Genomic DNA, 20,526 nt, shown 5'->3' with positions numbered 1-20,526 from the left:
GTTCGGGGCGCATTCTAACAGAAAAAGAAAACGTTTGCGTAGGGATTTCCTTCCCGCGCGGAAATAAAAATGGCGCTGAAAAAATATTCAACGCCATCGGAACTTTGGCCTCTTCGGGCGTGGTAATTACTGGCTTCCCTCGCCCGCTTACCTCAACAAGTGAGGCAAGGTTGGGTCATTAATTCGCGCTATAGTTCATAACGACGCCGCTTAAACCCGAGATCTGTTTAAGCTCGCCAAGCGAATCTTTTAGCTTGTCCCGTGATGCATCCGGTCCCACCAGAATGCGGGTGATTTTACCCTGAACCGGCGTTGTCGGCGACGTGTAAACGCGATACCCCGCGCCACGTAATTTGCCCACCACTTCATTCACTTTATCGGCGTTTTTCAGCGCGCCCAGCTGCACCACATACGCTTTACCGGTCGGCGCGGATTTATCTTCCTGCGCTTTCACCGGCGCGTCGCTGGCCGCCGTCTGCTGCTCACGCGCGGCTGGCGGTTGCGCCTGCTGCTGCGGTTGCGGTTTTGGCTGCGGCTTCTCGACCGGTTTTGGCTTTGGCTGTTCTGCCGGCGTACTGCTCACTTCCGGGTCCGGGCTGCCGTTCACCGCCAGGCGCGACGGATCCAGCGATGGCGCTGCCGCGTTCCCGGCACGCACCTCCTCCGCAGCCCCTTCCGGCGGCTGCGCCGGTAACGCTTGCGTTGCCGCAGGCATCATATCGGGCTCATCGCGATCGCCGGGTTTCGGCACCAGCGGAATTGCCGCGAACTCATCCTGGTAATGCTTTTTCTGCCCGTCGAGCAGCCCGGGGAGAATAATCACCCCGAGCGCGACCAGCACAATGGTACCCATCAAACGGTTCTGAAACTTACTTGCCACCGGTTCTCCCCGCTTTTTCCATCGCTTCCATGACATGCGCCACCGTGTGGAACGAGCCACACACCAGCACGGTATCGCAGGCATCGGCGTCCGCCATTGCCGCCTGCCAGGCCTGCGCGACATCCGGCCATGCACGACCGGTTTGCAGATGTTCCAGCAGTTGTTCCGCTGTCGCACCGCGCGGCCCTTCCAGAGGGGCACAATACCAGCTATCGACCACCGGCTCCAGACAGGCAAGCGTTCCGGCGATGTCTTTATCATGCAGCATGCCAATCACCGCCAGCACGCGCCCGGTTTTCGGTAGTGCGGAAAGACGCCCGGCAAGATAGCCTGCCGCATGAGGATTATGCGCGACATCGAGGATGAGACGCGGCGACTCGCTCACAATCTGGAAGCGTCCGGGTAAAATCGCCCCGGCGATACCGTCGCGGATAGCCTGCTCGTTCACCGCCAGCTTGCTGGCACGCAGCGCGGCTACAGCCGTTGCGGCATTCGGCTGCGGTACCTGCGGTAGCGGCAATCCCTTCAGCTCGCCCTGTGCATCGCGAAAACACCAGCTATCAGCGTCCACCTCATACTGCCAATCCACGCCGCGACGCAGCAGGTGCGCGCCTTTTTCCTGCGCCACCCCGGCAATGGTGTACGGCATGTCCGGTTCGCCCACCACCGCCGGTTTCCCGGCGCGGAAGATCCCCGCTTTTTCGCGGCCAATACTTTCACGATCCGGCCCCAGCCAGTCGGTATGATCAAGCGCAATGCTGGTGACAACGGCGACATCGGCATCGACCAGATTGGTCGCATCCAGGCGACCACCAAGGCCGACTTCGAGGATCACCACATCGAGCTGCGCCTGTTTAAACAGCCACAGCGCCGACAGAGTGCCGTATTCAAAGTAACTCAGCGAAATATCGCCACGCACCGCTTCAATTTCGGCAAACGAATGAGTATGTGCGCTCTCGGGCAGCTCATCGCCCTGTACGCGCACGCGTTCGGTGTAACGCACCAGATGTGGCGAACTGTAAACGCCGACGCGATAACCCGCAGCCAGCAGGATAGATTCCAGGGTGCGGCAGGTCGTGCCTTTGCCATTGGTTCCGGCAACGGTAAAGACAAACGGCGCGGGACGGAGCACATCAAGACGCGCCGCCACCTGGCTTACGCGCTCAAGGCCCAAATCGATGGTTTTACTGTGCAGGTTTTCCAGATAAGAAAGCCACGCGGCCAGGGGCGACGTGGCTTGCGGAATGCGTTTTGTGTCCATGATGCCCGTTAATAATGTACGGTTTGAAAAGCAAAAGGGCAGAGCCTGTTGGCTCTGCCCTTCGGTATTATCAGGCTTCGCCTTCCTGATCGGTCGGTGACGGCATCACCGTGCCCGTCAGCGTATCTTCCGGTTCCGGCGCCGGCAGATTCATCAGCTTCGCCAGAATACGCGCCAGCTTCAGGCGCAGTTCCGGACGGCGGATAATCATATCGATTGCGCCTTTTTCGATCAGGAACTCGCTGCGCTGGAAGCCCGGCGGCAGTTTTTCACGCACGGTCTGCTCGATAACACGCGGACCGGCAAAACCAATCAACGCCTTCGGTTCCGCGATGTTCAGATCGCCCAGCATCGCAAAGCTTGCAGAAACGCCACCCATTGTCGGGTCGGTCAGCACGGAAATATACGGCAGACCGCGCTCCTGCATTTTCGCCAGCGCGGCAGAGGTTTTCGCCATCTGCATCAGTGACATCAGCGCTTCCTGCATACGCGCACCGCCGGAAGCGGAGAAGCAGATAAGCGGGCAGTTGTCTTCCAGCGCCTGCTCGACCGCACGCACAAAACGCGCGCCGACAACCGAACCCATGGAGCCGCCCATAAAGGCGAACTCGAACGCCGCGGCCACAACCGGCATGCCGTGAAGCGTGCCTTTCATCACCACCAGCGCGTCTTTCTCGCCGGTTTCCTTCTGCGCTGTCGCCAGACGGTCTTTGTATTTTTTGGAGTCGCGGAACTTCAGCACATCTTTCGGCTCAAGTTCGCTACCCAGTTCTACCAGTGAACCTTCATCCAGCAGGCTATGCAGGCGATTACGCGCTGACATCCGCATGTGGTGGTCACATTTCGGGCAGACCTCAAGGTTACGCTCCAGCTCGGCGCGATACAGCACCTGGCCGCAGCTGTCGCATTTTGTCCACACGCCTTCAGGAATGCTCGCCTTACGGGTGGGGGTAATGTTGCTCTTAATTCTTTCAATCCAGCTCATTGATAACCTTTATACATGAACCTGGTAGCCCATAAATGGTGCACATTAAAACATAACGGTTCGCAACTTGGGATAAAAAAGTGGTCGAACCGCCACTGACTTCTTATTTTGCCTGTCGCGACGCGGCGCGACGGTGACGAATAACTTCAAACACTCCGGGAAGTATAGACACCACGATAATTCCCACAATCAGCAGCTTAAGATTCTCCTGAATCGCCGGAATGGTGCCAAAGAAATAGCCTGCGTAGGTGAACAGTAACACCCACAGCAGCGCGCCGGCCACGTTGAACAGCGCGAAGTGGCGATAGGACATATGCCCCATGCCCGCAACAAAAGGCGCAAAAGTGCGCACGATCGGTACAAAACGTGCCAGAATAATCGTTTTACCCCCGTGCTTCTCATAAAACTGATGCGTTTTATCGAGATAGCTGCGACGGAAAATCTTTGAATCCGGATTACTGAATAAACGCTCGCCGAACAGACGCCCAATGGTGTAGTTCACCGCATCGCCCGCAATCGCGGCGACCAACATCAGCACTACCATCATATGGACATTCAGATCGTTGGTGCCAAGCGATGCCAGCGCACCGGCGACAAACAACAGCGAGTCGCCCGGCAAAAACGGGGTCACCACCAGACCGGTTTCGCAAAACAGGATCAGGAACAGGATGGCGTAAACCCAGACGCCGTATTGCGCTACCAGCTCCGCCAGGTGCACATCAATATGCAGGATGAAATCAATAAGGAAGTGTATTAAGTCCATGTCTGGTTATGCCTTTTTAAATTGCGACTAGTCCGCCAGGAACAGCGGGCCCATTGGCGCAGCGGGAAGCTCAAAGCGCGCGGGATAATCCACCGACACCAGATAGAGCCCTTCCGCTTTCGCCGTTGCTGCCGCCAGCGTTCTGTCCTTTACCGCCAGCAACTCTGCTATCCAGCTCTCCGGCTGGTTGTGGGCGCCTACTTCCATCAGGCTGCCGACAATATTCCTGACCATATGATGTACAAAGGCATTGGCTTTGATATCGACCACAATATAAGCACCGTAACGACTGACGTTGATATGCATCAGGTTGCGCCACGGCGTGCGCGACTGACACTGCACCGCGCGAAACGAGGTAAAGTCGTTTTCACCGAGCAGACACTGCGCCGCACGGTGCATGCGCTCCGCGTCCAGCGGCTGGTGATAGTGCGTCACACCGTGACCGAGCACCGCCGGGCGCAAACGATGATTGTAGATGACGTAGCGGTAACGGCGAGCCGTGGCGCTAAAACGCGCATGAAAATCATCCGGCACATCTTTGACCCAACGTACCGCGATGTCACCAGGCAAATTCGCATTTACACCCAGCGTCCAGGCCGCGTCTTTGCGCAGCGCCGTGGTTTCAAAATGCACCACCTGGCCGGTCGCATGTACGCCTGCGTCGGTACGCCCGGCGCAGAACACGTTAATGGGCTCGTTAGCCACCTGCGAGAGCGCTTTCTCCAGCTTCTCCTGCACGCTACGTACTTCCTGCTGACGCTGCCAGCCGTAATACTTGCTGCCGTCATACTCAATGCCAAGCGCAATTTTGTAGACCGGCGCTTTCAGCTCGTCCTGCATCAGTACAGATACTCCTGAACCAATTTTTCCGCGATTTTCACCGCCATCAGCGCACCGCCAAAACGTACGTTATCGGCAACCGACCAGAACTGCACCTGCTCCGGCATACCGTAATCGTTACGCACGCAACCGACAGAAAGGTGCACCTGGCCGGAGGCATCGCCGACCTGGGTCGGGAAATCTCCCGCTTCAGAGAGCACGATATCTTCAAAGCGGCTGAATGCGTCGCGCGCCTCTTCCGCCGCCAGCGGACGAATCGCTTCAAAACTCACCATCTGCGCGTGGCCGTAAAAGACCGGCGACTGGACGCAATTCGCGGAGATCATCAGCCCTTCGTCCTGCAAAATTTTGCGCATCTGATCGATGATAACCCGCTCTTCACGCACGCTACCTTCGCTGTCTGACAGCAGCGGCAGCATGTTGAACGCTAACTGGCGGCCAAAATAGTCGTCTTCATCAATCGGGATACCGTTCAGCAGCTTGGCGCTCTGCCCGGCCAGCGCGTCCACCGCCTGCTTGCCGTTACGGGAAACGGACAGCAAGCACGTTACGCTCACGCGTGATAAACCACCTTCATCAATCAGCGGTTTTAGCGCCGCCAGCAACTGGCTGGTGAGGCTATCCGGCACGGCAATAATGTTGCGATTACGGTAATCCGCCAGTACGAACGGGTTAACATCCGGCATCACCAGCGGCACATCCGGTTCCAGAGCAAACAGACCGCTGGTGTCGATTACCAGACAACCCGCGTTGGTCGCCTCTTCAATATAGGTGGCAGAAGCCTGTGCTCCCGCGACGAAAAAGGCCAGTTGCGCCTGCGTCCAGTCAAACCCGGCGGCATCTTCCACACGCACGGTTTTACCGGCAAAACGCAGGTTTTCACCGGCACTTTCGCTTCTGGCCAGCGCATACACTTCGCCAACCGGGAACTGGCGCTCCGCTAACGTTTCGAGCAAGGCTTCTCCGACAGCGCCCGTGGCGCCGAGAACGGCAATATTCCAGCCTTCAGACATGGTGATTTACTCCAGGAAAAAAGCGTCCCCGCCGCACTATTCGGCAGGGAGCATTAAGATGACATTAACGTGCCGGGTTATGCGTGGCGTTGAAACCAAGCTGTTGCAGCAGCGCGGCGGCGCTGGCGTCATCGCACTGCACGTACAGCGATGACCATTCACGGCGCTCAAGGTAATTTTTGCGCAGCTTGTCAAACTCACCCGGCGTGCCCGCTACTTTTCGCAGCAGCGCATCGTCGCGGCGCACATCATACACCAAATGCACCAGCCTTTTTAGCGTTGACTGATCAAGCGGGCCATGCAGCGTAATGCGGCCAAATTCCGGTGCGGGCAGCAGCGTGTCGAGCGCCACTTGCTGGCGCTTGCCGAGAAAATCGCTAAAGGCTTCAAACACCTGCGTGGTGCCGCGCGCTTTGCCTTCAAGGGTGTAACCGGCGATATGCGCCGTCCCGATATCGACAAGGTTAAGCAAATCGACATTCAGATCCGGCTCCGGCTCCCACACGTCCAGCACTACGCTCAGCGCCTGCCCGGCCTGCAAACGTTGTAACAGCGCGGCGTTATCCACTACCGGCCCGCGGCAGGCATTTATCAGAATAGTGCCAGGCTGCAGGCGCGAAAGCAGCGCATCATCCGCCAGGTGCAGCGTTTTATACGGCCCCTCTTTAAACAGCGGCGTATGGAATGTCAGCACATCGGCTTCGCGCACCAGCTCGTCCAGGCTGCAGAAATCCCCGTCGTCGCCACGATCGGCGCGCGGCGGATCGCATAGCAATGTACGAACACCGAACGCTTCCAGTCGCGCCTGCAGGCGACCGCCCACATTGCCGACACCCACGATACCAACGGTGCGATCCTGTAACGCAAAGCCGTCGCGCTCCGCCAGCATCAACAACGAGGAGAAAACATATTCAACGACCGCAATCGCGTTGCAGCCTGGCGCGGCGGAAAAGGCAATCCCCGCCTGTTGCAAAAACGCCTCATCAACATGGTCGGTCCCTGCCGTCGCCGTGCCGACAAATTTGATCCCCGTGCCCTGTAATAAACCGTCATTCACCTTCGTGACAGAGCGCACCATTAAGGCGTCCGCATCAGCCAGTTCCGCCACGGGAATCGGGCGACCGGGAACCGCTTTTACCTCGCCAAGGCGACTAAAAAGATCGCGGGCGTAAGGCATATTTTCATCAACAAGGATTTTCACGCTTCAGTACCTGTTTGAGAACGGGAGTTGAGCGCGCAAGTGTGCCATAATCTCGCGGCCGGGCATACCCGCAATGCCGCCACCGCCACGCGAGAGTAAGAGGAAACCATGATTCAACCCATTCAGGGTGCCCCCGCGCGCCCTCCCGGGCAAGAGCCAGCTCCAGCCGCCAATAATATCGGCGAGCAACCGTTATCCACGATGCAGCGCACTGTGCTTGAGCGTCTGGTTATTCGCCTGATTGCGCTGACCCAACAGCAGAGCGCGGAAGTCTGGGCGGGCGTTAAGCATGATTTAGGGCTGAAGAACGACACGCCGCTGCTTTCCCGCCATTTTCCGGCGGCGGAACAGAACCTCAACCAGCGCGTAGAGACGGCAACGCAGAACCACACAACTCGCCAGATGGTTTCACAGCTGACGGAGCTGTTAAGCCAGGGGAATAATCGCCAGGCGGTGAGTGATTTTATTCGCCAGCAGTTCGGACAGACGGCGCTAAGCCAGCTGACACCGCAGCAGTTGAAAACGGTGCTGACGATGCTGCAAAACAACCAGATCACGATTCCGCAGCCGCAACAGCGCCCTTCTACCGAGCGCCCGCTGCTGCCCGCGGAGCATAACTCGCTCAACCAGGCGGTTATCAAACTGACCGCAGCTACCGGTGAATCGGGCAAACTTATCTGGCAATCGATGCTGGAGCTGTCCGGCGTGAAAAGCGGCGAACTGATCCCGGCAAAACATTTTACGCCGCTGATGACCTGGCTACAGGCGCGTCAGACATTGAGCACGCATCCCGCGCCAACGCTGCATGTTATCCAGACGGTGCTGAAGCAGCCGCTGGATAATAACGAGATGCGCAGTATCACCGAGTACGCGCAGCAGACATGGCAAGCGACGCCGCAGACGGTGTTAACCACCGCGCAGGTACAGGATATTCTGAACCATGTGTTCTTGCGCCGCACGGAACGGGCGTCGGGGATGATTGAAGTGCGTGATATTCAGCCGATTTACAGCCCCTTCGTGGCACCGATTGTAGAGACGGTAAAAGCGATCTCCACCCGTCCGGGTTTCTTCTTTATCGCCCTGCTGATCGTGGCGTTTCTTTTCTGGCTGCTCAGTTAAAAAAATCCCCTCCGCTGGAGGGGATTCGCTTTTACAGATTGTCACCGTTATGTTTGATCACGTCCTGATACCACCAGAACGATTTCTTGCGACTGCGCGCCAGCGTGCCGTTGCCGTCGTTGTCTTTATCGACGTAGATTAAGCCGTAACGTTTTTTCATTTCGCCGGTGCCCGCCGAAACCAGATCGATACAGCCCCACGGGGTGTAGCCCATTAAATCAACGCCATCCTCCACCACCGCTTTTTTCATTTCACTGATGTGGTTACGCATATAGTCAATGCGGTACTGATCATTGACCACGCCGTCGCTTTCAGGCTTATCAATCGCGCCAAAGCCGTTTTCCACCACAAACAGCGGCAACTGATACATGTCGTAGAAGTAGTTCAGGGAGTAACGCAGACCAACCGGGTCGATTTGCCAGCCCCAGTCTGACGCTTTGACATACGGGTTCGGCACGAGGCTCTTGGTTTCGTCGTAATCCAGCTGCGGGTTATCTTCTTTCGCTTTGGTCACGAAAGACATGTAGTAACTGAAGCCAATATAGTCGACGCGGCCACGCGTGAGGATCTGTAAATCTTCGTCGGTAATATCGAGTTTGAAATCACGGCGAGCGAAGTAGTTGAGCAGATGCTGCGGGTAATAACCGCGCACATGCACATCGGTAAACCAGTAGCGGCGATGCATCGCCACCACCGACATCATCATGTCGTCCGGCGCACAGGTTAACGGGTAGATCGGACACATGGCGATCATGCAGCCAATTTTAAAATCCGGGTTGATTTTATGTCCGGCCTCTACCGCCAGCGCACTCGCCACCAGCTCATAGTGCGCCGCCTGATACATAATCACTTCCCGATCTTCACCAGGCTGGTACTTCACGCCGGAGTTAGTAAAGGGCGCGAAATCTTCGTGGTAGTTGGCCTGGTTATTGATTTCGTTAAATGTCATCCAGTATTTCACCTTGCTGCGGTAGCGGGTGAAAACGGCATTAGCGAAGCGGACAAAGAAGTCGATGAGTTTACGGTTACGCCAGCCGCCATATTCGGTGACGAGGTGATAAGGCATTTCGAAATGAGACAGGGTAATCACCGGCTCAATATTGTACTTCAGGCATTCGTCGAACAGATTGTCATAGAATTGCAGCCCGGCTTCGTTTGGCTCCAGCTCGTCGCCTTTCGGGAAAATACGCGTCCAGGCAATGGAGGTGCGAAAACATTTAAAACCCAGCTCGGCAAACAGCTTAATGTCGTCTTTGTAGCGATGGTAAAAATCGATGGCATCATGGTTGGGATAATTTTTACCGGGCAGCACGCCGTCGGTAATCTCACGCGGTACGCCGTGCGCGCCAGCGGTCATTACATCGGCAACACTCACGCCTTTACCGCCTTCCTGCCAGCCGCCTTCCAGCTGATGCGCGGCAACAGCCCCACCCCATAAAAAATCCGCTTTAAACCCGGACATATCTCTCTCCTTTCGCTCAATGGTGAACAAAGGATAAACAAGCCCGCGATGACATGACATCATCGCGGGCTTGTTTTGTGAAACCGGTTGCAAAGAGTTTTATTGCTGTGGTTTTCTGCGCTATTTACGGGAGCGGAAAGCGATTAACGTCACGATAATGCCGGTCACTGCCGAGATAGCCCCGGCGAGGAACACCGAGGGATAGCCGAGCGAGGTTGCCAGCAGGCCGGTCAGCGGGCCGGTGACGGCATACGAGATGTCCTGAAACGCGGCATAACCGCCAAGCGCCGTACCGCGTACCTGCGGCGGCACGCGTTTCACCACTTCCACACCGAGCGCCGGGAAAATCAGTGAACAACCGCAGCCGGTTAGCGCCGCGCCAAGCAGCGCCGTCCACGCGTCGTGCGCCTGCCACAGCAGCAACAGCCCCACGGTTTCAACTATCAGCGAGGCTATCGCCACCCGCACGCCGCCAAAACGGTCCGGCATCCAGCCAAACAGAATACGCATCAGCACAAACGCACCGCCAAAGGCGGTCAACGTAAAGCCCGCCATTGCCCAGCCGTTGCTGGCGAAATAGAGCGAAACAAAGGTACCGATGACCGCAAAGCCGACGCCCTGCAATGCCAGACCAAGGCCCGGCTGCCAGATAAGCCCAACCACACTCCACAAAGAGGGACGCTCACCCGCATGTGCCGGGACTTTGCGCACGCTGCCGTTAAACGCCCAGGCAACAAACGGTAACGCGATAGTGGTCGCAGCAAGCGCCGCAAAACCAAACTGGCTGTGGATCAATAACCCCAGCGGCGCACCTGCCGCCAGTGCGCCATAAATCGCCATCCCGTTCCACGACATCACTTTGCCGGAACGCGCCGGGCCAACCAGCCCCATGCCCCAGGTCAGCGTTCCGGTCAGTAACTGGCTTTCGCCAAAGCCGAGAATTAAACGCCCCACCACCAGCAACGCGAATTTCGCCAGCGGTTCAACCGGCAATAACGCCGCGAGAAGCCACGCCACACCCGCCAGCGCGCAGGCAAACATTCCCTGCAACGCTGAGCGTTTAGCGCCGAACTGATCCGCCAGCCGCCCGGCGTAGCCGCGCGTTAAGACGGTAGCAAGAAACTGAATTCCGACCGCGATACCGACCATCGTGTTGCCGTAGCCGAGTTGCTGGTGAACAAACAGCGGGATCACCGGTAGCGGCAGCCCAACGGTCATATAGGTAAGAAACACCGCGAAAGCGATGCGAAACAGCGAGACATTCGCTGAAGAAGAACGAACAGATTGTGATTCTGCAGACATGCATTACTCCATAACGCAGAGTAAGGCGGGATTTGGAAGTACCACGCCCCCTCTACCTGAGTTTCAGGATTAAGGCGCGTTGGTTAACGTTAAACGCTTACGCATTATCGTGGGGATAATGTTGCGGGTGGAGTTTGCCTGTCACCGTAGCGGGTTGTCAACGCATAAAAATCCCCGCAATAAAAGCGGAATTGTTTTCGCCGCCAGGACGCGTGACAGAAACCGTAAAACAGCCTCTGCCAGTTCGCTAAGATGTCACTTCAACGACAATCAAGACAGAGCCAAAGCCCGTTGCTGCCCCGCAGAAGAAGGTTTAACGCTGGCAATAAAAAAGGGAGCCTCAGGCTCCCCTTCTCACGGTCAGACAAACTTATTTCAGTTTGCGCATCACCAGAGTGGCGTTGGTGCCGCCAAAACCGAAGCTGTTAGACATCACGGTAGTCAGCGTGGCATCCATCGGTTTAGTGACAATGTTCAGGCCTTCAGCCTGCTCATCCAGCTCTTCCACGTTAATGCTCGGGGCGATAAAGCCGTGCTCCAGCATCAGCAGGGAGTAGATCGCTTCCTGAACGCCAGCCGCACCCAGAGAGTGACCGGTCATCGCTTTGGTCGCGGAAATCGCCGGGCTGTTGTTGCCGAACACTTCGCGGATAGCGCCCAGTTCTTTCACATCGCCAACCGGCGTGGAAGTCCCGTGGGAGTTCAGATAGTCGATCGGCGTATCAACACCGTGCATCGCCATCTTCATGCAGCGCACTGCGCCTTCGCCTGACGGCGCTACCATGTCTGCGCCATCGGAGGTCGCGCCGTAGCCAACGATTTCCGCATAAATGTGCGCGCCGCGCGCCAGCGCGTGCTCCAGCTCTTCAACCACTACCATACCGCCGCCACCTGCGATAACGAAACCGTCACGGTTTTTATCGTAAGTACGGGACGCTTTTTCCGGCGTTTCGTTGTATTTGGTAGAGAGCGCGCCCATTGCGTCGAACTCGCAGGCCATTTCCCAGCACAGCTCTTCGCCGCCGCCGGCAAAAACGATGTCCTGTTTGCCCAGTTGGATCTGCTCTACCGCGTTACCGATACAGTGTGCGGAAGTGGCACATGCGGAGCTGATGGAGTAGTTCACGCCGTGAATTTTAAACGGTGTTGCGAGGCACGCTGAAACCGCAGACGCCATCGCTTTGGTGACCACATACGGGCCAACCGCTTTCAGACCACGCGGGCTGCGCATTGCATCAGCACCGAAAACCTGAGATTTAGACGAACCGCCAGAACCTGCAATCAGGCCCACGCGCGGGTTGTTCTGGTAAACCTCGTCTTTCAGGCCGGCATCTTCAATCGCCTGCTGCATGGAGAGATAGGAATAGATAGAGGCATCGTTCATGAAACGAACCACTTTACGGTCAATCAAACCAGTGGTGTCCAGTTTAACGTTACCCCATACGTGGCTGCGCATGCCGGAATCTTTGAATTCCTGAGAGAATGTGATCCCCGAGCGTCCTTCACGCAGGGATGCCAGGACTTCCTGCTGGTTGTTACCAATGCTGGAAACGATGCCCAGGCCAGTAATCACTGCACGTTTCATTCAATACCCCTAAAGTCGCACTAATTAAGTTTCGTGTCGCAAGATAGCGTACACTTGTACGCCGAACAAGTCCGATCAGACAATTTCTGAGGAAATTTGCGCCTTTCTTTGTCCCTCGTTAAGATCGTGACACTGCTTGATGGACGAGTAACTTACGTGAAACAAACCGCTATACAATCCGCCAACCTGGAATTCAACGCTGAGGGTACACCTGTTTCCCGAGATTTTGACGATGTCTACTTCTCTAATGATAACGGGCTGGAAGAGACTCGTTATGTTTTTCTCGGCGGCAACCGTCTTGAACAGCGTTTTCCTGACCACCCGCGCCCGCTGTTTGTGGTGGCGGAGAGCGGTTTCGGCACCGGTCTGAACTTCCTTACCCTCTGGCAGGCGTTTGCGGCCTTTCGCGCAGTTAACCCCGACGCTACCCTGGAAAGATTACATTTCATCAGTTTTGAAAAATTTCCGCTCACCCGCGACGATCTGCGCAAAGCGCACGCCCACTGGCCGGAACTGGCGAACTGGGCAGAACAGCTACAAGCACAGTGGCCGCTGCCCTTTGCCGGTTGCCACCGCCTGTTGCTGGATGGCGGTCGTGTGACGCTCGATTTGTGGTTCGGTGATATCAACGAACTGACCGATACGCTGGATGATTCGCTCAACCAGAGCGTCGATGCCTGGTTCCTTGACGGGTTTGCGCCCGCCAAAAACCCGGACATGTGGACACCCAATCTGTTTCAGGCGATGGCGCGTCTTGCAAGGCCTGGCGGTACGCTGGCGACTTTTACCTCGGCGGGTTTCGTCCGGCGCGGTCTGCAAGAGGCGGGTTTTACCATGCGCAAAAGCAAAGGTTTTGGCCGCAAACGCGAAATGCTCACCGGGGTGATGGAGAACCCGCAAATGCCAGCGGTTCGTGCGCCGTGGTTTGCCCGCAGCGGCACAGAGAAGCGCGAAGTGGCGCTAATTGGCGGCGGGGTAGCCAGCGCACTATTGTCGCTGGCGTTGCTGCGTCGCGGCTGGCAGGTCACGCTGTATTGCGCCGATAACGCCCCTGCCGAAGGCGCATCCGGCAACCGCCAGGGCGCACTCTATCCTTTGCTCAGCGCGCACGATCCGGCGCTGGCGCGTTTCTTCCCGGCGGCTTTTACCTTTGCCCGCCGCGTGTACGACGCGCTTCCTGTTGAATTCGACCATCAGTGGTGCGGCGTGACACAACTCGGCTGGGATGATAAAAGCCAGCATAAAATCGAACAGATGCTGACGCTGGATCTGCCCCCGGAACTCGCCAGGCGCGTTGAGGCTAATGAGGTCGATGCGCTCTGCGGCGTGGAAACCGGCTGCGGTGGCATCACTTACCCGGCAGGCGGCTGGCTTTGCCCGGCGCAGCTCACGGCGTCCGCTATCGCGCTGGCTTGTGAACAGGGTTTGCAGGTGCACTATGGGTATGATGTCGAGCAATTAACGGCTGGCGATAATTACTGGCAGTTGCATATCAAAGGCGGCGAGTTACGCCAGCATGCCGCCGTGGTGCTGGCTAACGGGCACCGCATTCACCACTTTGCGCAAACGGAAAAACTGCCGGTGTATCCGGTGGCAGGCCAGGTCAGCCATATTCCCAGCACGCCTCAGCTCAGCCCGTTACGCCAGGTGCTGTGTTATGACGGCTATCTGACGCCGCAAAACCCGCACAATCAGCAGCACTGCATTGGCGCCAGTTATCATCGCGGTCAGCAGGAAACCGCCTACAGCGAAGCCGATCAGCAGCAGAACCGCCAGCGGTTGCTCGACTGCTTCCCGCAGGCTTCATGGGCCAAAACGGTGGACGTCAGCGCGGGCGAGGCGCGCTGCGGCGTGCGCTGCGCCACGCGCGATCACCTGCCGATGGTTGGCAACGTGGCGGATTACGACGCAACGCTTAGCGCCTATGCGACCCTCGCAGAACACAGCGAAACAGCCGTCAGCGCGCCCGTCTATGACGGCCTGTTTATGCTGGGAGCGCTCGGTTCACGAGGTCTTTGCAGCGCGCCGCTGGCGGCAGAAATCCTGGCATCACAAATGAGCAATGAACCGATCCCGCTGGACGGTGAAACTCTGGCGGCAATGAACCCGAATCGTTTATGGGTCAGAAAGTTATTGAAGGGTAAAGCGGTGAAATGAAGTGGATGTTTTCCCTCTCCTGAATGGAGAGGGAAAGAACGTCTTAGTGCGCTTTCGCCTGCTGATACAGGTTTTCCCACATGCCGAGCACCAGCGCCTGATCGCGCGGCGATAATTCCCCCGCCTGAATAGCGGTTTGCACACTGGTGGTCACTTTGCCGTACAGGGTTTCGGGCGCATGGTCATCGCCGCTCTCCAGCTCCGCCACCGCCAATGTCAGGTGGCCGCGCAGATAACCGCCCGCGAACAGCTCATCATCACTGGCGTGGTCCACCATGTTATCTATTAACGCCAGAATGCGTGATTCAAACTCCGCGATCATCTCTCTTCCTCATTTTAAAAAATGGCCTTACAGGTCTTCCGGCCACGGAAACTGTGCTGCCGCTAAGGGCGGCGTCTGGTAATAATCCTGTAGTGCTTTAATAAAACGCGCCGGACGTGCAGGAATGCCCTGCTCCAGATACGCCATCACCTGTGCATGTACACGGCGCTGGAACACGATGCGATCGGGTTCGAAATCGCCTTCCAGATTGTCGCAACTGACGTTAAACGGGAAACCTGCCGCCACGCAGAACAACCAGTCAAACGCCTGCGGTTTGACTTCAACATCTTCGAATTTCCCCTGCGTCGCCGCATCGCGACCGTCCGGGCAGTACCAGTAACCAAAATCCACCAGCTTGCGCCGCTCGGCTCCCGCAATGCACCAGTGCGAAATTTCATGTAACGCGCTGGCATAAAAGCCGTGGGCAAAGGCAATGCGGTTATAAGGAACATCCGCATCAGCAGGAAGATAGATCGGTTCGTCGTCGCCTTTAATCAGACGGGTATTAAAATCGTCGGCAAAACAGCCGTCGAAAATATCAATTAATTGTTGATAGTGATGCGTCATACATTCACCCCCAGATACTGGAGGATCTCCTGCCCGTGACTGTCATAGAGAAGTTTGGCGCTCATCACCGCCGAGACAATCACAATCATCGGACGAATGAGCTTTTGCCCTTTGCTGAGCACCAGACGCGAGCCCATGCGCGCGCCGAGAAATTGCCCGGCCAGCATAACAAAACCGGTGCCCCACACCACTTTGCCGCCAATAATAAATAGCAGCAGCCCACCGACGTTGGAGGTGGCATTCAGCACTTTGGCATGAGCGGTCGACTTTGCCAGGTTAAAACCCGCAAGTGTGACAAACGCCAGGGCGTAAAACGAGCCTGCGCCCGGGCCGAAGAAACCGTCATAGAAACCAACACAGCCGCCGGAAACCAGCGCGAAAGGCAGGCCGTACAAGCGGCGCTGACGATCCTCTTCGCCCAGCCCTGGCATCAGCAGGAAATAGAGGCCAATACAGATAACTAAAATTGGCAGGATCTGGCGCAGCACATCGGATTGCACATGTTGCACCAGCAGCGCGCCGGTGGTGGAGCCGATAAAGGTCATCAAAATATTGAGCTTCTGATCGGCGAGATTCACCACTTTGCGGCGAATAAAATAGAGCGATGCCGAAAGCGAACCGCCGCAGGCCTGCAATTTGTTGGTCGCCAGCGCCTGCGCCGGTGACATGCCCGCCGCCATCAGCGCCGGAACGGTTAGCAGCCCACCACCGCCCGCCAGCGCGTCAATAAACCCGGCCAGCAGCGCGACAAAAAAAAGCGTCACCAGCAGCAGCGGTGACACCATAAACAGTTGTTGAAAGAGTTCCATCAGAGTGCGTGTTCATCCAGTAAAGCCTGACAGGACGGCGGCAACGGCGGCGGCGTCTTTTTCTCAGGTGTTGAACTACCCGGCTTCGCCGGTTCAAACCAGCTTTGCAATTCCGCGCCGCAACCATCGCCTGGCGGCGGCAGCGGTTGATCCTGGCACTCCAGGCTGTCCGCCGGGCAGCGCAGGCGCACATGCATATGCGCGCGATGCTGGAACCACGGGCGCACTTTGCGCAGCCAGTCACGATCGCTACCCGCATCCAGGCAAAGCTGCTGCTTGATAGCCGGGTTAACGAAGATACGCGTCACCTCGTTATCCTCTGCCGCCAGCTTGATCATGCTGCTGATTTCCGGCTTCCACAGCGCGGGCACCACCTGTTTGCCATCGCTGGAAACCAGATCCAGCGCCTGCGGTTTGAGCAATTGCGCCGCGCTCCAGCGCGTTTTCGGAAGCTGCAGGAAGATATCAACATCCAGCCCCGACTGGTGGCTGGCGTGACCGCCGTTAAAGCGCCCACCGGCTGGCATTCCCATATCGCCTACCAGCACCGTACCGAGCCCGAGGTTGTATACCTGAGTGCTGAAGCGCTGAATGAATAACACCAGATCCGGATGGCCGAAATAGCGCCGTTGATCGGTGCGCATCACCTGGTAGTGATCCGATTGCAGCGGCAGCTCATGCGCGCCAACGATGCAACCATTGGAAAACGCGCCGATAGATTGGGGGCTACCGGCGATGGGATGGGTCAGTTTTTGCCATGGCGTCGCCGCCATGGCAGTTGCGCTCACCAGCAGGGCAAACAGGGCGATTGCCGTTTTTTTCATGGTTACCAGCGTGGAATATCGGTTATTACATCAGCATTTTGCGCGCGCTGACGCAGGAAGTGATCCATCAAGACAATCGCCAGCATCGCTTCAGCGATCGGTACGGCGCGAATGCCAACACACGGATCGTGACGACCTTTGGTGATCATTTCGACCTCATCGCCAAAGCGGTTGATCGTCTTACCGGGCACGGTAATGCTTGAGGTGGGTTTCAGCGCAATAGTGGCGACAATTTGCTGGCCGCTGCTGATACCGCCCAAAATGCCGCCCGCGTGGTTACTCTGAAAACCCTGTTTGGTGATTTCGTCGCGGTTTTCGCTGCCGCGCAGTTTTACCACCTCAAAGCCATCGCCAATTTCAACGCCTTTCACCGCGTTAATGCTCATCAGCGCATGGGCAATATCCGCATCAAGGCGGTCAAACACTGGCTCGCCAAGACCTGCCGGTACGCCATCAGCGACAACGGTCACTTTCGCGCCAATGGAATCGCCCTCTTTTTTCAGGCCGCGCATCAGCTTATCCAGTGCGTCAATTTTATCGGGGTCCGGGCAGAAAAACGGGTTCTGCTCCACTTGCTCCCACGCTTTAATCGCCAGCGGGATGTCGCCCATCTGCGTCAGGCAACCACGAATAACAATGCCAAATTTCTGCGCCAGGTATTTTTTAGCAATAGCGCCAGCCGCCACGCGCATCGCCGTTTCACGGGCGGAAGAACGGCCACCGCCGCGATAGTCGCGCACGCCATATTTTTGCTCGTAGGTGTAATCCGCATGTCCCGGACGGAACAGATCTTTAATTGCGCCATAATCCTGCGAACGCTGATCAGTATTTTCAATCAGCAGACCAATGCTGGTGCCAGTGGTCACGCCTTCAAACACACCGGAGAGGATTTTCACCTGATCCGGCTCGCGGCGCTGAGTGGTGTAGCGCGATGTCCCCGGGCGGCGTCTGTCCAGATCGTGTTGCAGATCCGCCTCGGTCAGCGGAATGCCCGGCGGCACGCCGTCGACAATACAGCCGAGCGCCAGGCCATGCGATTCGCCGAAGGTGGTTACGCGAAAGAGTTGTCCAATTGTGTTTCCTGCCATCACGGCTCCGTTGTCGTTGTCTGTGTTGAGCGTCGTTTTAATCTTTATAGATGCTGAAATGTTCGCGAGCGGCGATAAGCTGCGCTTTGGTCAGCATGAAGACGCCGTCCCCGCCGTTATCAAACTCCAGCCAGGTAAACGGTACGTCCGGATATTGTTCCATCAGATGTACCATGCTGTTACCCACTTCACAAATCAGGATGCCGTTGTCAGAGAGGTAATCCGGCGCGCAGGCGAGGATGCGGCGCGTCAGTTTCAGGCCATCGCTGCCGGAGGCCAGGCCAAGTTCTGGCTCGTGGCGATACTCGGAAGGCAGATCTGCCATATCTTCTTCGTCAACGTACGGCGGGTTGGTCACAATCAGGTCGTACTGCACTTTCGGCAAGTCGCGGAAAACGTCGGAGCGGATTGGCGTCACGTGATGAATAAGCCCGTGCTCTTCGATATTGTGTTCGGTTACCGCCAGCGCGTCCGTGGAGATATCGACGGCGTCCACTTCCGCTTCCGGGAAGGCATAAGCACAGGCAATCGCGATACAGCCGCTACCGGTACACATATCAAGAATATGCTTCGGCGGTTCATCGATAAGACCCGCAAAGTGGTTGTTAATCAGCTCGCCAATCGGCGAACGCGGCACCAGTACGCGCTCATCAACATAAAATTCGTGGCCGCAAAACCAGGCTTTATTAGTGAGGTAAGCCACCGGAATACGTTCATTAACGCGGCGGATCACGCGTTCAACAATGCGGTGACGCTCGCTGGAGGTCAGGCGCGCGGTGCGCATATCTTCCGGGATATCCAGCGGCAGGTAGAGCGTTGGCAACACCAGTTGCACCGCTTCGTCCCACGGGTTGTCGGTGCCGTGTCCGTACCAGATATTGGCGGCGCTAAATCGGCTTACCGACCAGCGCAACATGTCCTGAATGGTGTGCAGCTCGTTCACTGCTTCGTCGACGAAAATTTTATCCATGGTATCCCCCAGGCGCATGCTCGCATTAAATTCGGCGGCTAGTTTGCCACGAAGACGGCGATAAATCAGCATTCTCACGCACCTGCGCGGGGTAAAAATGCATTTTGCTGCACCGCTGGCGCAATGAGTCGGGTACACTGAAAAAAAGAAAAGATGAGATGCGCAGATGAAAAAGAAACCATCGCTTAGCGAGGAGGAACAGGCGCTGTTCCGGCAACTGATGGCCGGTACACGCCAGATAAAGCAGGACACCGTGGTTCATCGCCCGGCACGAAAAAAAATCACTGAAGTGCCGGAGAAACGGTTGTTGCAGGAGCAAGCCGATAACAGCCACTATTTTTCTGATGAGTTCCAGCCGCTGTTAAACACCGAAGGCCCGGTAAAATATGTGCGCGACGATGTCAGCCATTTTGAGCTGAAAAAGATCCGCCGTGGCGATTATGCCCCGGAGCTGTTTCTTGATCTGCACGGTTTAACCCAGCTTCAGGCGAAACAGGAACTGGGGGCGTTGATTGCCGCCTGCCGTCGCGAACATGTGTTTTGCGCCTGCGTGATGCACGGCCACGGCAAACATATTCTCAAACAGCAGACACCGTTGTGGCTGGCCCAGCACCCGCATGTGATGGCGTTTCACCAGGCCCCGAAAGAGTATGGCGGCGATGCGGCGATACTGGTGCTTATAGAAGTGGAAGAGTGGCAGCCGCCGGAGTTGCCCTGAAGCGCAGAAACGACAAGAGCCGCGCAATGCGGCTCTTTATCTTTCATGGTCCGGCGAATCAGATAGCTTTTGGCATCTTCAGGTTGCAGGGACTCATTTGCCAGTTAAAGACACCTTTACCGTCTTCATCCAGCGTAACGCTGGCGATGGCGGAGGTGGTAAACATCGGCGGCGCTTCACCCGGGCAGAGTTCGGACACCAGGTATCCGACCAGCGGCAGGTGAGAAATCACCAGCACGGCGGAAGTACCTTCGTTTGCCAGCGCCTGCAAATAGGCGCTAACCAGGCCGATATCGCCGCAGGGCGTCAGTTCCGGCAGGACATCCACGTTGTCAGGCAGGTTCATACACTCCCCTACCTTATCCAGCGTCTGTTCAGCACGTAAAAAAGGGCTGACCAGAACACGTTCAATATCCACTTTTTGGCCTTTCAACCATGTTGCCATCAGACGGGTTTCGTCACAGCCACAAGGGGTTAAGGGACGAACCGAGTCACTGGCTGCATCGAGGGCAGCGTCGCCGTGACGCATGATAAAAACTTGCATATTGCACCGCTTTTGTTAACCAGAATCATTAATACTTTCACCGCAAAATCATTTCACGACATCGGAAAATATTAATGGCCGGGCATTGTGCCTGATCCATTCGTTGAATGAAACGC

At 56.7% G+C, this 20,526-nt stretch carries 20 protein-coding genes; 3 read left to right on the top strand and 17 right to left on the bottom strand.

Annotation, left to right across the window (positions count from 1 at the left end):
- Positions 1-178: 178 nt before the first annotated feature.
- The 7 genes from dedD to pdxB all read right to left on the bottom strand — a co-directional run bounded on the left by dedD (position 179) and on the right by pdxB (position 6,943).
- Complete coding sequence (dedD, locus tag AAIG26_RS08240; protein ID WP_020454556.1) at positions 179-880, bottom strand: cell division protein DedD; 702 nt, start codon at positions 878-880, stop codon at positions 179-181.
- Positions 870-2,141, bottom strand: coding sequence for a bifunctional tetrahydrofolate synthase/dihydrofolate synthase (folC, locus tag AAIG26_RS08235; protein WP_343180443.1), 1,272 nt, complete (start codon positions 2,139-2,141; stop codon positions 870-872). Before folC ends, dedD begins: the two co-directional genes overlap by 11 nt.
- Positions 2,142-2,211: 70 nt before the next feature.
- The gene (gene accD / locus AAIG26_RS08230; RefSeq protein ID WP_343180442.1) at positions 2,212-3,126 is read right to left on the bottom strand and encodes an acetyl-CoA carboxylase, carboxyltransferase subunit beta; all 915 of its coding nucleotides are present in this window, start codon (positions 3,124-3,126) and stop codon (positions 2,212-2,214) included.
- 103 nt (positions 3,127-3,229) lie between these two features.
- Positions 3,230-3,889 carry a DedA family protein gene (locus AAIG26_RS08225; RefSeq protein WP_020454559.1) on the bottom strand — a complete coding sequence of 220 codons (660 nt, stop codon included), beginning with the start codon at positions 3,887-3,889 and terminating at the stop codon, positions 3,230-3,232.
- Between the two features lie 27 nt (positions 3,890-3,916).
- Positions 3,917-4,729: a tRNA pseudouridine(38-40) synthase TruA gene (truA, locus tag AAIG26_RS08220; protein ID WP_017458628.1), complete on the bottom strand. Its 813-nt coding sequence runs from the start codon at positions 4,727-4,729 to the stop codon at positions 3,917-3,919.
- The gene (locus tag AAIG26_RS08215; RefSeq protein WP_343180441.1) at positions 4,729-5,742 is read right to left on the bottom strand and encodes an aspartate-semialdehyde dehydrogenase; all 1,014 of its coding nucleotides are present in this window, start codon (positions 5,740-5,742) and stop codon (positions 4,729-4,731) included. Before AAIG26_RS08215 ends, truA begins: the two co-directional genes overlap by 1 nt.
- A gap of 64 nt (positions 5,743-5,806) precedes the next feature.
- Positions 5,807-6,943, bottom strand: coding sequence for a 4-phosphoerythronate dehydrogenase PdxB (pdxB, locus tag AAIG26_RS08210; RefSeq protein ID WP_343180439.1), 1,137 nt, complete (start codon positions 6,941-6,943; stop codon positions 5,807-5,809).
- A 111-nt stretch (positions 6,944-7,054) separates the two neighbouring features.
- Between pdxB and flk the strand changes: the two genes are divergently transcribed.
- On the top strand, positions 7,055-8,062 hold the full coding sequence (flk, locus tag AAIG26_RS08205) for a flagella biosynthesis regulator Flk (RefSeq protein WP_072051661.1): 1,008 nt from the start codon (positions 7,055-7,057) through the stop codon (positions 8,060-8,062).
- Positions 8,063-8,093: 31 nt separating this feature from the next.
- On the opposite strand, the gene AAIG26_RS08200 is transcribed toward flk, so the two are convergent.
- The 3 genes from AAIG26_RS08200 to fabB form a co-directional block, all read right to left on the bottom strand.
- On the bottom strand, positions 8,094-9,524 hold the full coding sequence (locus tag AAIG26_RS08200) for a 6-phospho-beta-glucosidase (protein ID WP_343180438.1): 1,431 nt from the start codon (positions 9,522-9,524) through the stop codon (positions 8,094-8,096).
- A 120-nt stretch (positions 9,525-9,644) separates the two neighbouring features.
- Complete coding sequence (locus AAIG26_RS08195; RefSeq protein WP_045513060.1) at positions 9,645-10,826, bottom strand: MFS transporter; 1,182 nt, start codon at positions 10,824-10,826, stop codon at positions 9,645-9,647.
- A gap of 370 nt (positions 10,827-11,196) precedes the next feature.
- The gene (gene fabB / locus AAIG26_RS08190; protein ID WP_020454566.1) at positions 11,197-12,411 is read right to left on the bottom strand and encodes a beta-ketoacyl-ACP synthase I; all 1,215 of its coding nucleotides are present in this window, start codon (positions 12,409-12,411) and stop codon (positions 11,197-11,199) included.
- A gap of 156 nt (positions 12,412-12,567) precedes the next feature.
- Here fabB and mnmC point away from each other — a divergent pair, with 156 nt between their 5' ends.
- Positions 12,568-14,568 carry a bifunctional tRNA (5-methylaminomethyl-2-thiouridine)(34)-methyltransferase MnmD/FAD-dependent 5-carboxymethylaminomethyl-2-thiouridine(34) oxidoreductase MnmC gene (gene mnmC, locus AAIG26_RS08185; protein ID WP_343180437.1) on the top strand — a complete coding sequence of 667 codons (2,001 nt, stop codon included), beginning with the start codon at positions 12,568-12,570 and terminating at the stop codon, positions 14,566-14,568.
- Between the two features lie 43 nt (positions 14,569-14,611).
- Here mnmC and AAIG26_RS08180 read toward each other — a convergent pair whose 3' ends face one another.
- From AAIG26_RS08180 to prmB, 6 genes are read right to left on the bottom strand one after another with little or no spacing between them, the layout of a single operon-like run.
- Positions 14,612-14,890 carry a YfcL family protein gene (locus AAIG26_RS08180; RefSeq protein WP_020454568.1) on the bottom strand — a complete coding sequence of 93 codons (279 nt, stop codon included), beginning with the start codon at positions 14,888-14,890 and terminating at the stop codon, positions 14,612-14,614.
- Between the two features lie 27 nt (positions 14,891-14,917).
- Entirely contained in the window at positions 14,918-15,457 is a 540-nt protein-coding gene (locus AAIG26_RS08175; RefSeq protein ID WP_343180436.1) for an elongation factor P hydroxylase, read from the bottom strand.
- Positions 15,454-16,266 carry a sulfite exporter TauE/SafE family protein gene (locus tag AAIG26_RS08170; protein WP_020454570.1) on the bottom strand — a complete coding sequence of 271 codons (813 nt, stop codon included), beginning with the start codon at positions 16,264-16,266 and terminating at the stop codon, positions 15,454-15,456. Before AAIG26_RS08170 ends, AAIG26_RS08175 begins: the two co-directional genes overlap by 4 nt.
- Positions 16,266-17,090 (bottom strand): penicillin-insensitive murein endopeptidase, encoded by an 825-nt coding sequence (gene mepA / locus AAIG26_RS08165; protein WP_045513066.1) that lies wholly within the window; start codon positions 17,088-17,090, stop codon positions 16,266-16,268. The genes AAIG26_RS08170 and mepA overlap by 1 nt, the downstream gene beginning before the upstream one ends.
- A gap of 2 nt (positions 17,091-17,092) precedes the next feature.
- Positions 17,093-18,178, bottom strand: a complete 1,086-nt coding sequence (aroC, locus tag AAIG26_RS08160; protein ID WP_343180435.1) for a chorismate synthase — start codon at positions 18,176-18,178, stop codon at positions 17,093-17,095.
- Between the two features lie 37 nt (positions 18,179-18,215).
- Complete coding sequence (gene prmB, locus AAIG26_RS08155; protein ID WP_044489696.1) at positions 18,216-19,148, bottom strand: 50S ribosomal protein L3 N(5)-glutamine methyltransferase; 933 nt, start codon at positions 19,146-19,148, stop codon at positions 18,216-18,218.
- A 166-nt stretch (positions 19,149-19,314) separates the two neighbouring features.
- On the opposite strand from prmB, the gene smrB reads away from it, so the two are divergent.
- Positions 19,315-19,866, top strand: a complete 552-nt coding sequence (smrB, locus tag AAIG26_RS08150) for an endonuclease SmrB (RefSeq protein ID WP_020454574.1) — start codon at positions 19,315-19,317, stop codon at positions 19,864-19,866.
- Between the two features lie 58 nt (positions 19,867-19,924).
- Here smrB and sixA read toward each other — a convergent pair whose 3' ends face one another.
- The gene (gene sixA, locus AAIG26_RS08145) at positions 19,925-20,410 is read right to left on the bottom strand and encodes a phosphohistidine phosphatase SixA (RefSeq protein WP_020454575.1); all 486 of its coding nucleotides are present in this window, start codon (positions 20,408-20,410) and stop codon (positions 19,925-19,927) included.
- Between the last annotated feature and the right edge of the window lie 116 nt (positions 20,411-20,526).

It is taken from the genome of Kosakonia sp. PSU_27, assembly GCF_039409795.1.
GTDB lineage: Bacteria > Pseudomonadota > Gammaproteobacteria > Enterobacterales > Enterobacteriaceae > Kosakonia.
This window is presented reverse-complemented; position numbering and strand designations above follow the sequence as displayed.

What these genes read in the sequence shown, in the direction of transcription:
- accD (WP_343180442.1), bottom strand. Translation starts at nt 3,126, where the DNA reads ATGAGCTGGATTGAAAGAATTAAGAGCAACATTACCCCCACCCGTAAG.
- AAIG26_RS08215 (WP_343180441.1), bottom strand. Translation starts at nt 5,742, where the DNA reads ATGTCTGAAGGCTGGAATATTGCCGTTCTCGGCGCCACGGGCGCTGTC.
- AAIG26_RS08200 (WP_343180438.1), bottom strand. Translation starts at nt 9,524, where the DNA reads ATGTCCGGGTTTAAAGCGGATTTTTTATGGGGTGGGGCTGTTGCCGCG.
- AAIG26_RS08225 (WP_020454559.1), bottom strand. Translation starts at nt 3,889, where the DNA reads ATGGACTTAATACACTTCCTTATTGATTTCATCCTGCATATTGATGTG.
- AAIG26_RS08170 (WP_020454570.1), bottom strand. Translation starts at nt 16,266, where the DNA reads ATGGAACTCTTTCAACAACTGTTTATGGTGTCACCGCTGCTGCTGGTG.
- AAIG26_RS08195 (WP_045513060.1), bottom strand. Translation starts at nt 10,826, where the DNA reads ATGTCTGCAGAATCACAATCTGTTCGTTCTTCTTCAGCGAATGTCTCG.
- folC (WP_343180443.1), bottom strand. Translation starts at nt 2,141, where the DNA reads ATGGACACAAAACGCATTCCGCAAGCCACGTCGCCCCTGGCCGCGTGG.
- AAIG26_RS08180 (WP_020454568.1), bottom strand. Translation starts at nt 14,890, where the DNA reads ATGATCGCGGAGTTTGAATCACGCATTCTGGCGTTAATAGATAACATG.
- smrB (WP_020454574.1), top strand. Translation starts at nt 19,315, where the DNA reads ATGAAAAAGAAACCATCGCTTAGCGAGGAGGAACAGGCGCTGTTCCGG.
- aroC (WP_343180435.1), bottom strand. Translation starts at nt 18,178, where the DNA reads ATGGCAGGAAACACAATTGGACAACTCTTTCGCGTAACCACCTTCGGC.
- prmB (WP_044489696.1), bottom strand. Translation starts at nt 19,148, where the DNA reads ATGGATAAAATTTTCGTCGACGAAGCAGTGAACGAGCTGCACACCATT.
- AAIG26_RS08175 (WP_343180436.1), bottom strand. Translation starts at nt 15,457, where the DNA reads ATGACGCATCACTATCAACAATTAATTGATATTTTCGACGGCTGTTTT.
- fabB (WP_020454566.1), bottom strand. Translation starts at nt 12,411, where the DNA reads ATGAAACGTGCAGTGATTACTGGCCTGGGCATCGTTTCCAGCATTGGT.
- sixA (WP_020454575.1), bottom strand. Translation starts at nt 20,410, where the DNA reads ATGCAAGTTTTTATCATGCGTCACGGCGACGCTGCCCTCGATGCAGCC.
- truA (WP_017458628.1), bottom strand. Translation starts at nt 4,729, where the DNA reads ATGCAGGACGAGCTGAAAGCGCCGGTCTACAAAATTGCGCTTGGCATT.
- mepA (WP_045513066.1), bottom strand. Translation starts at nt 17,090, where the DNA reads ATGAAAAAAACGGCAATCGCCCTGTTTGCCCTGCTGGTGAGCGCAACT.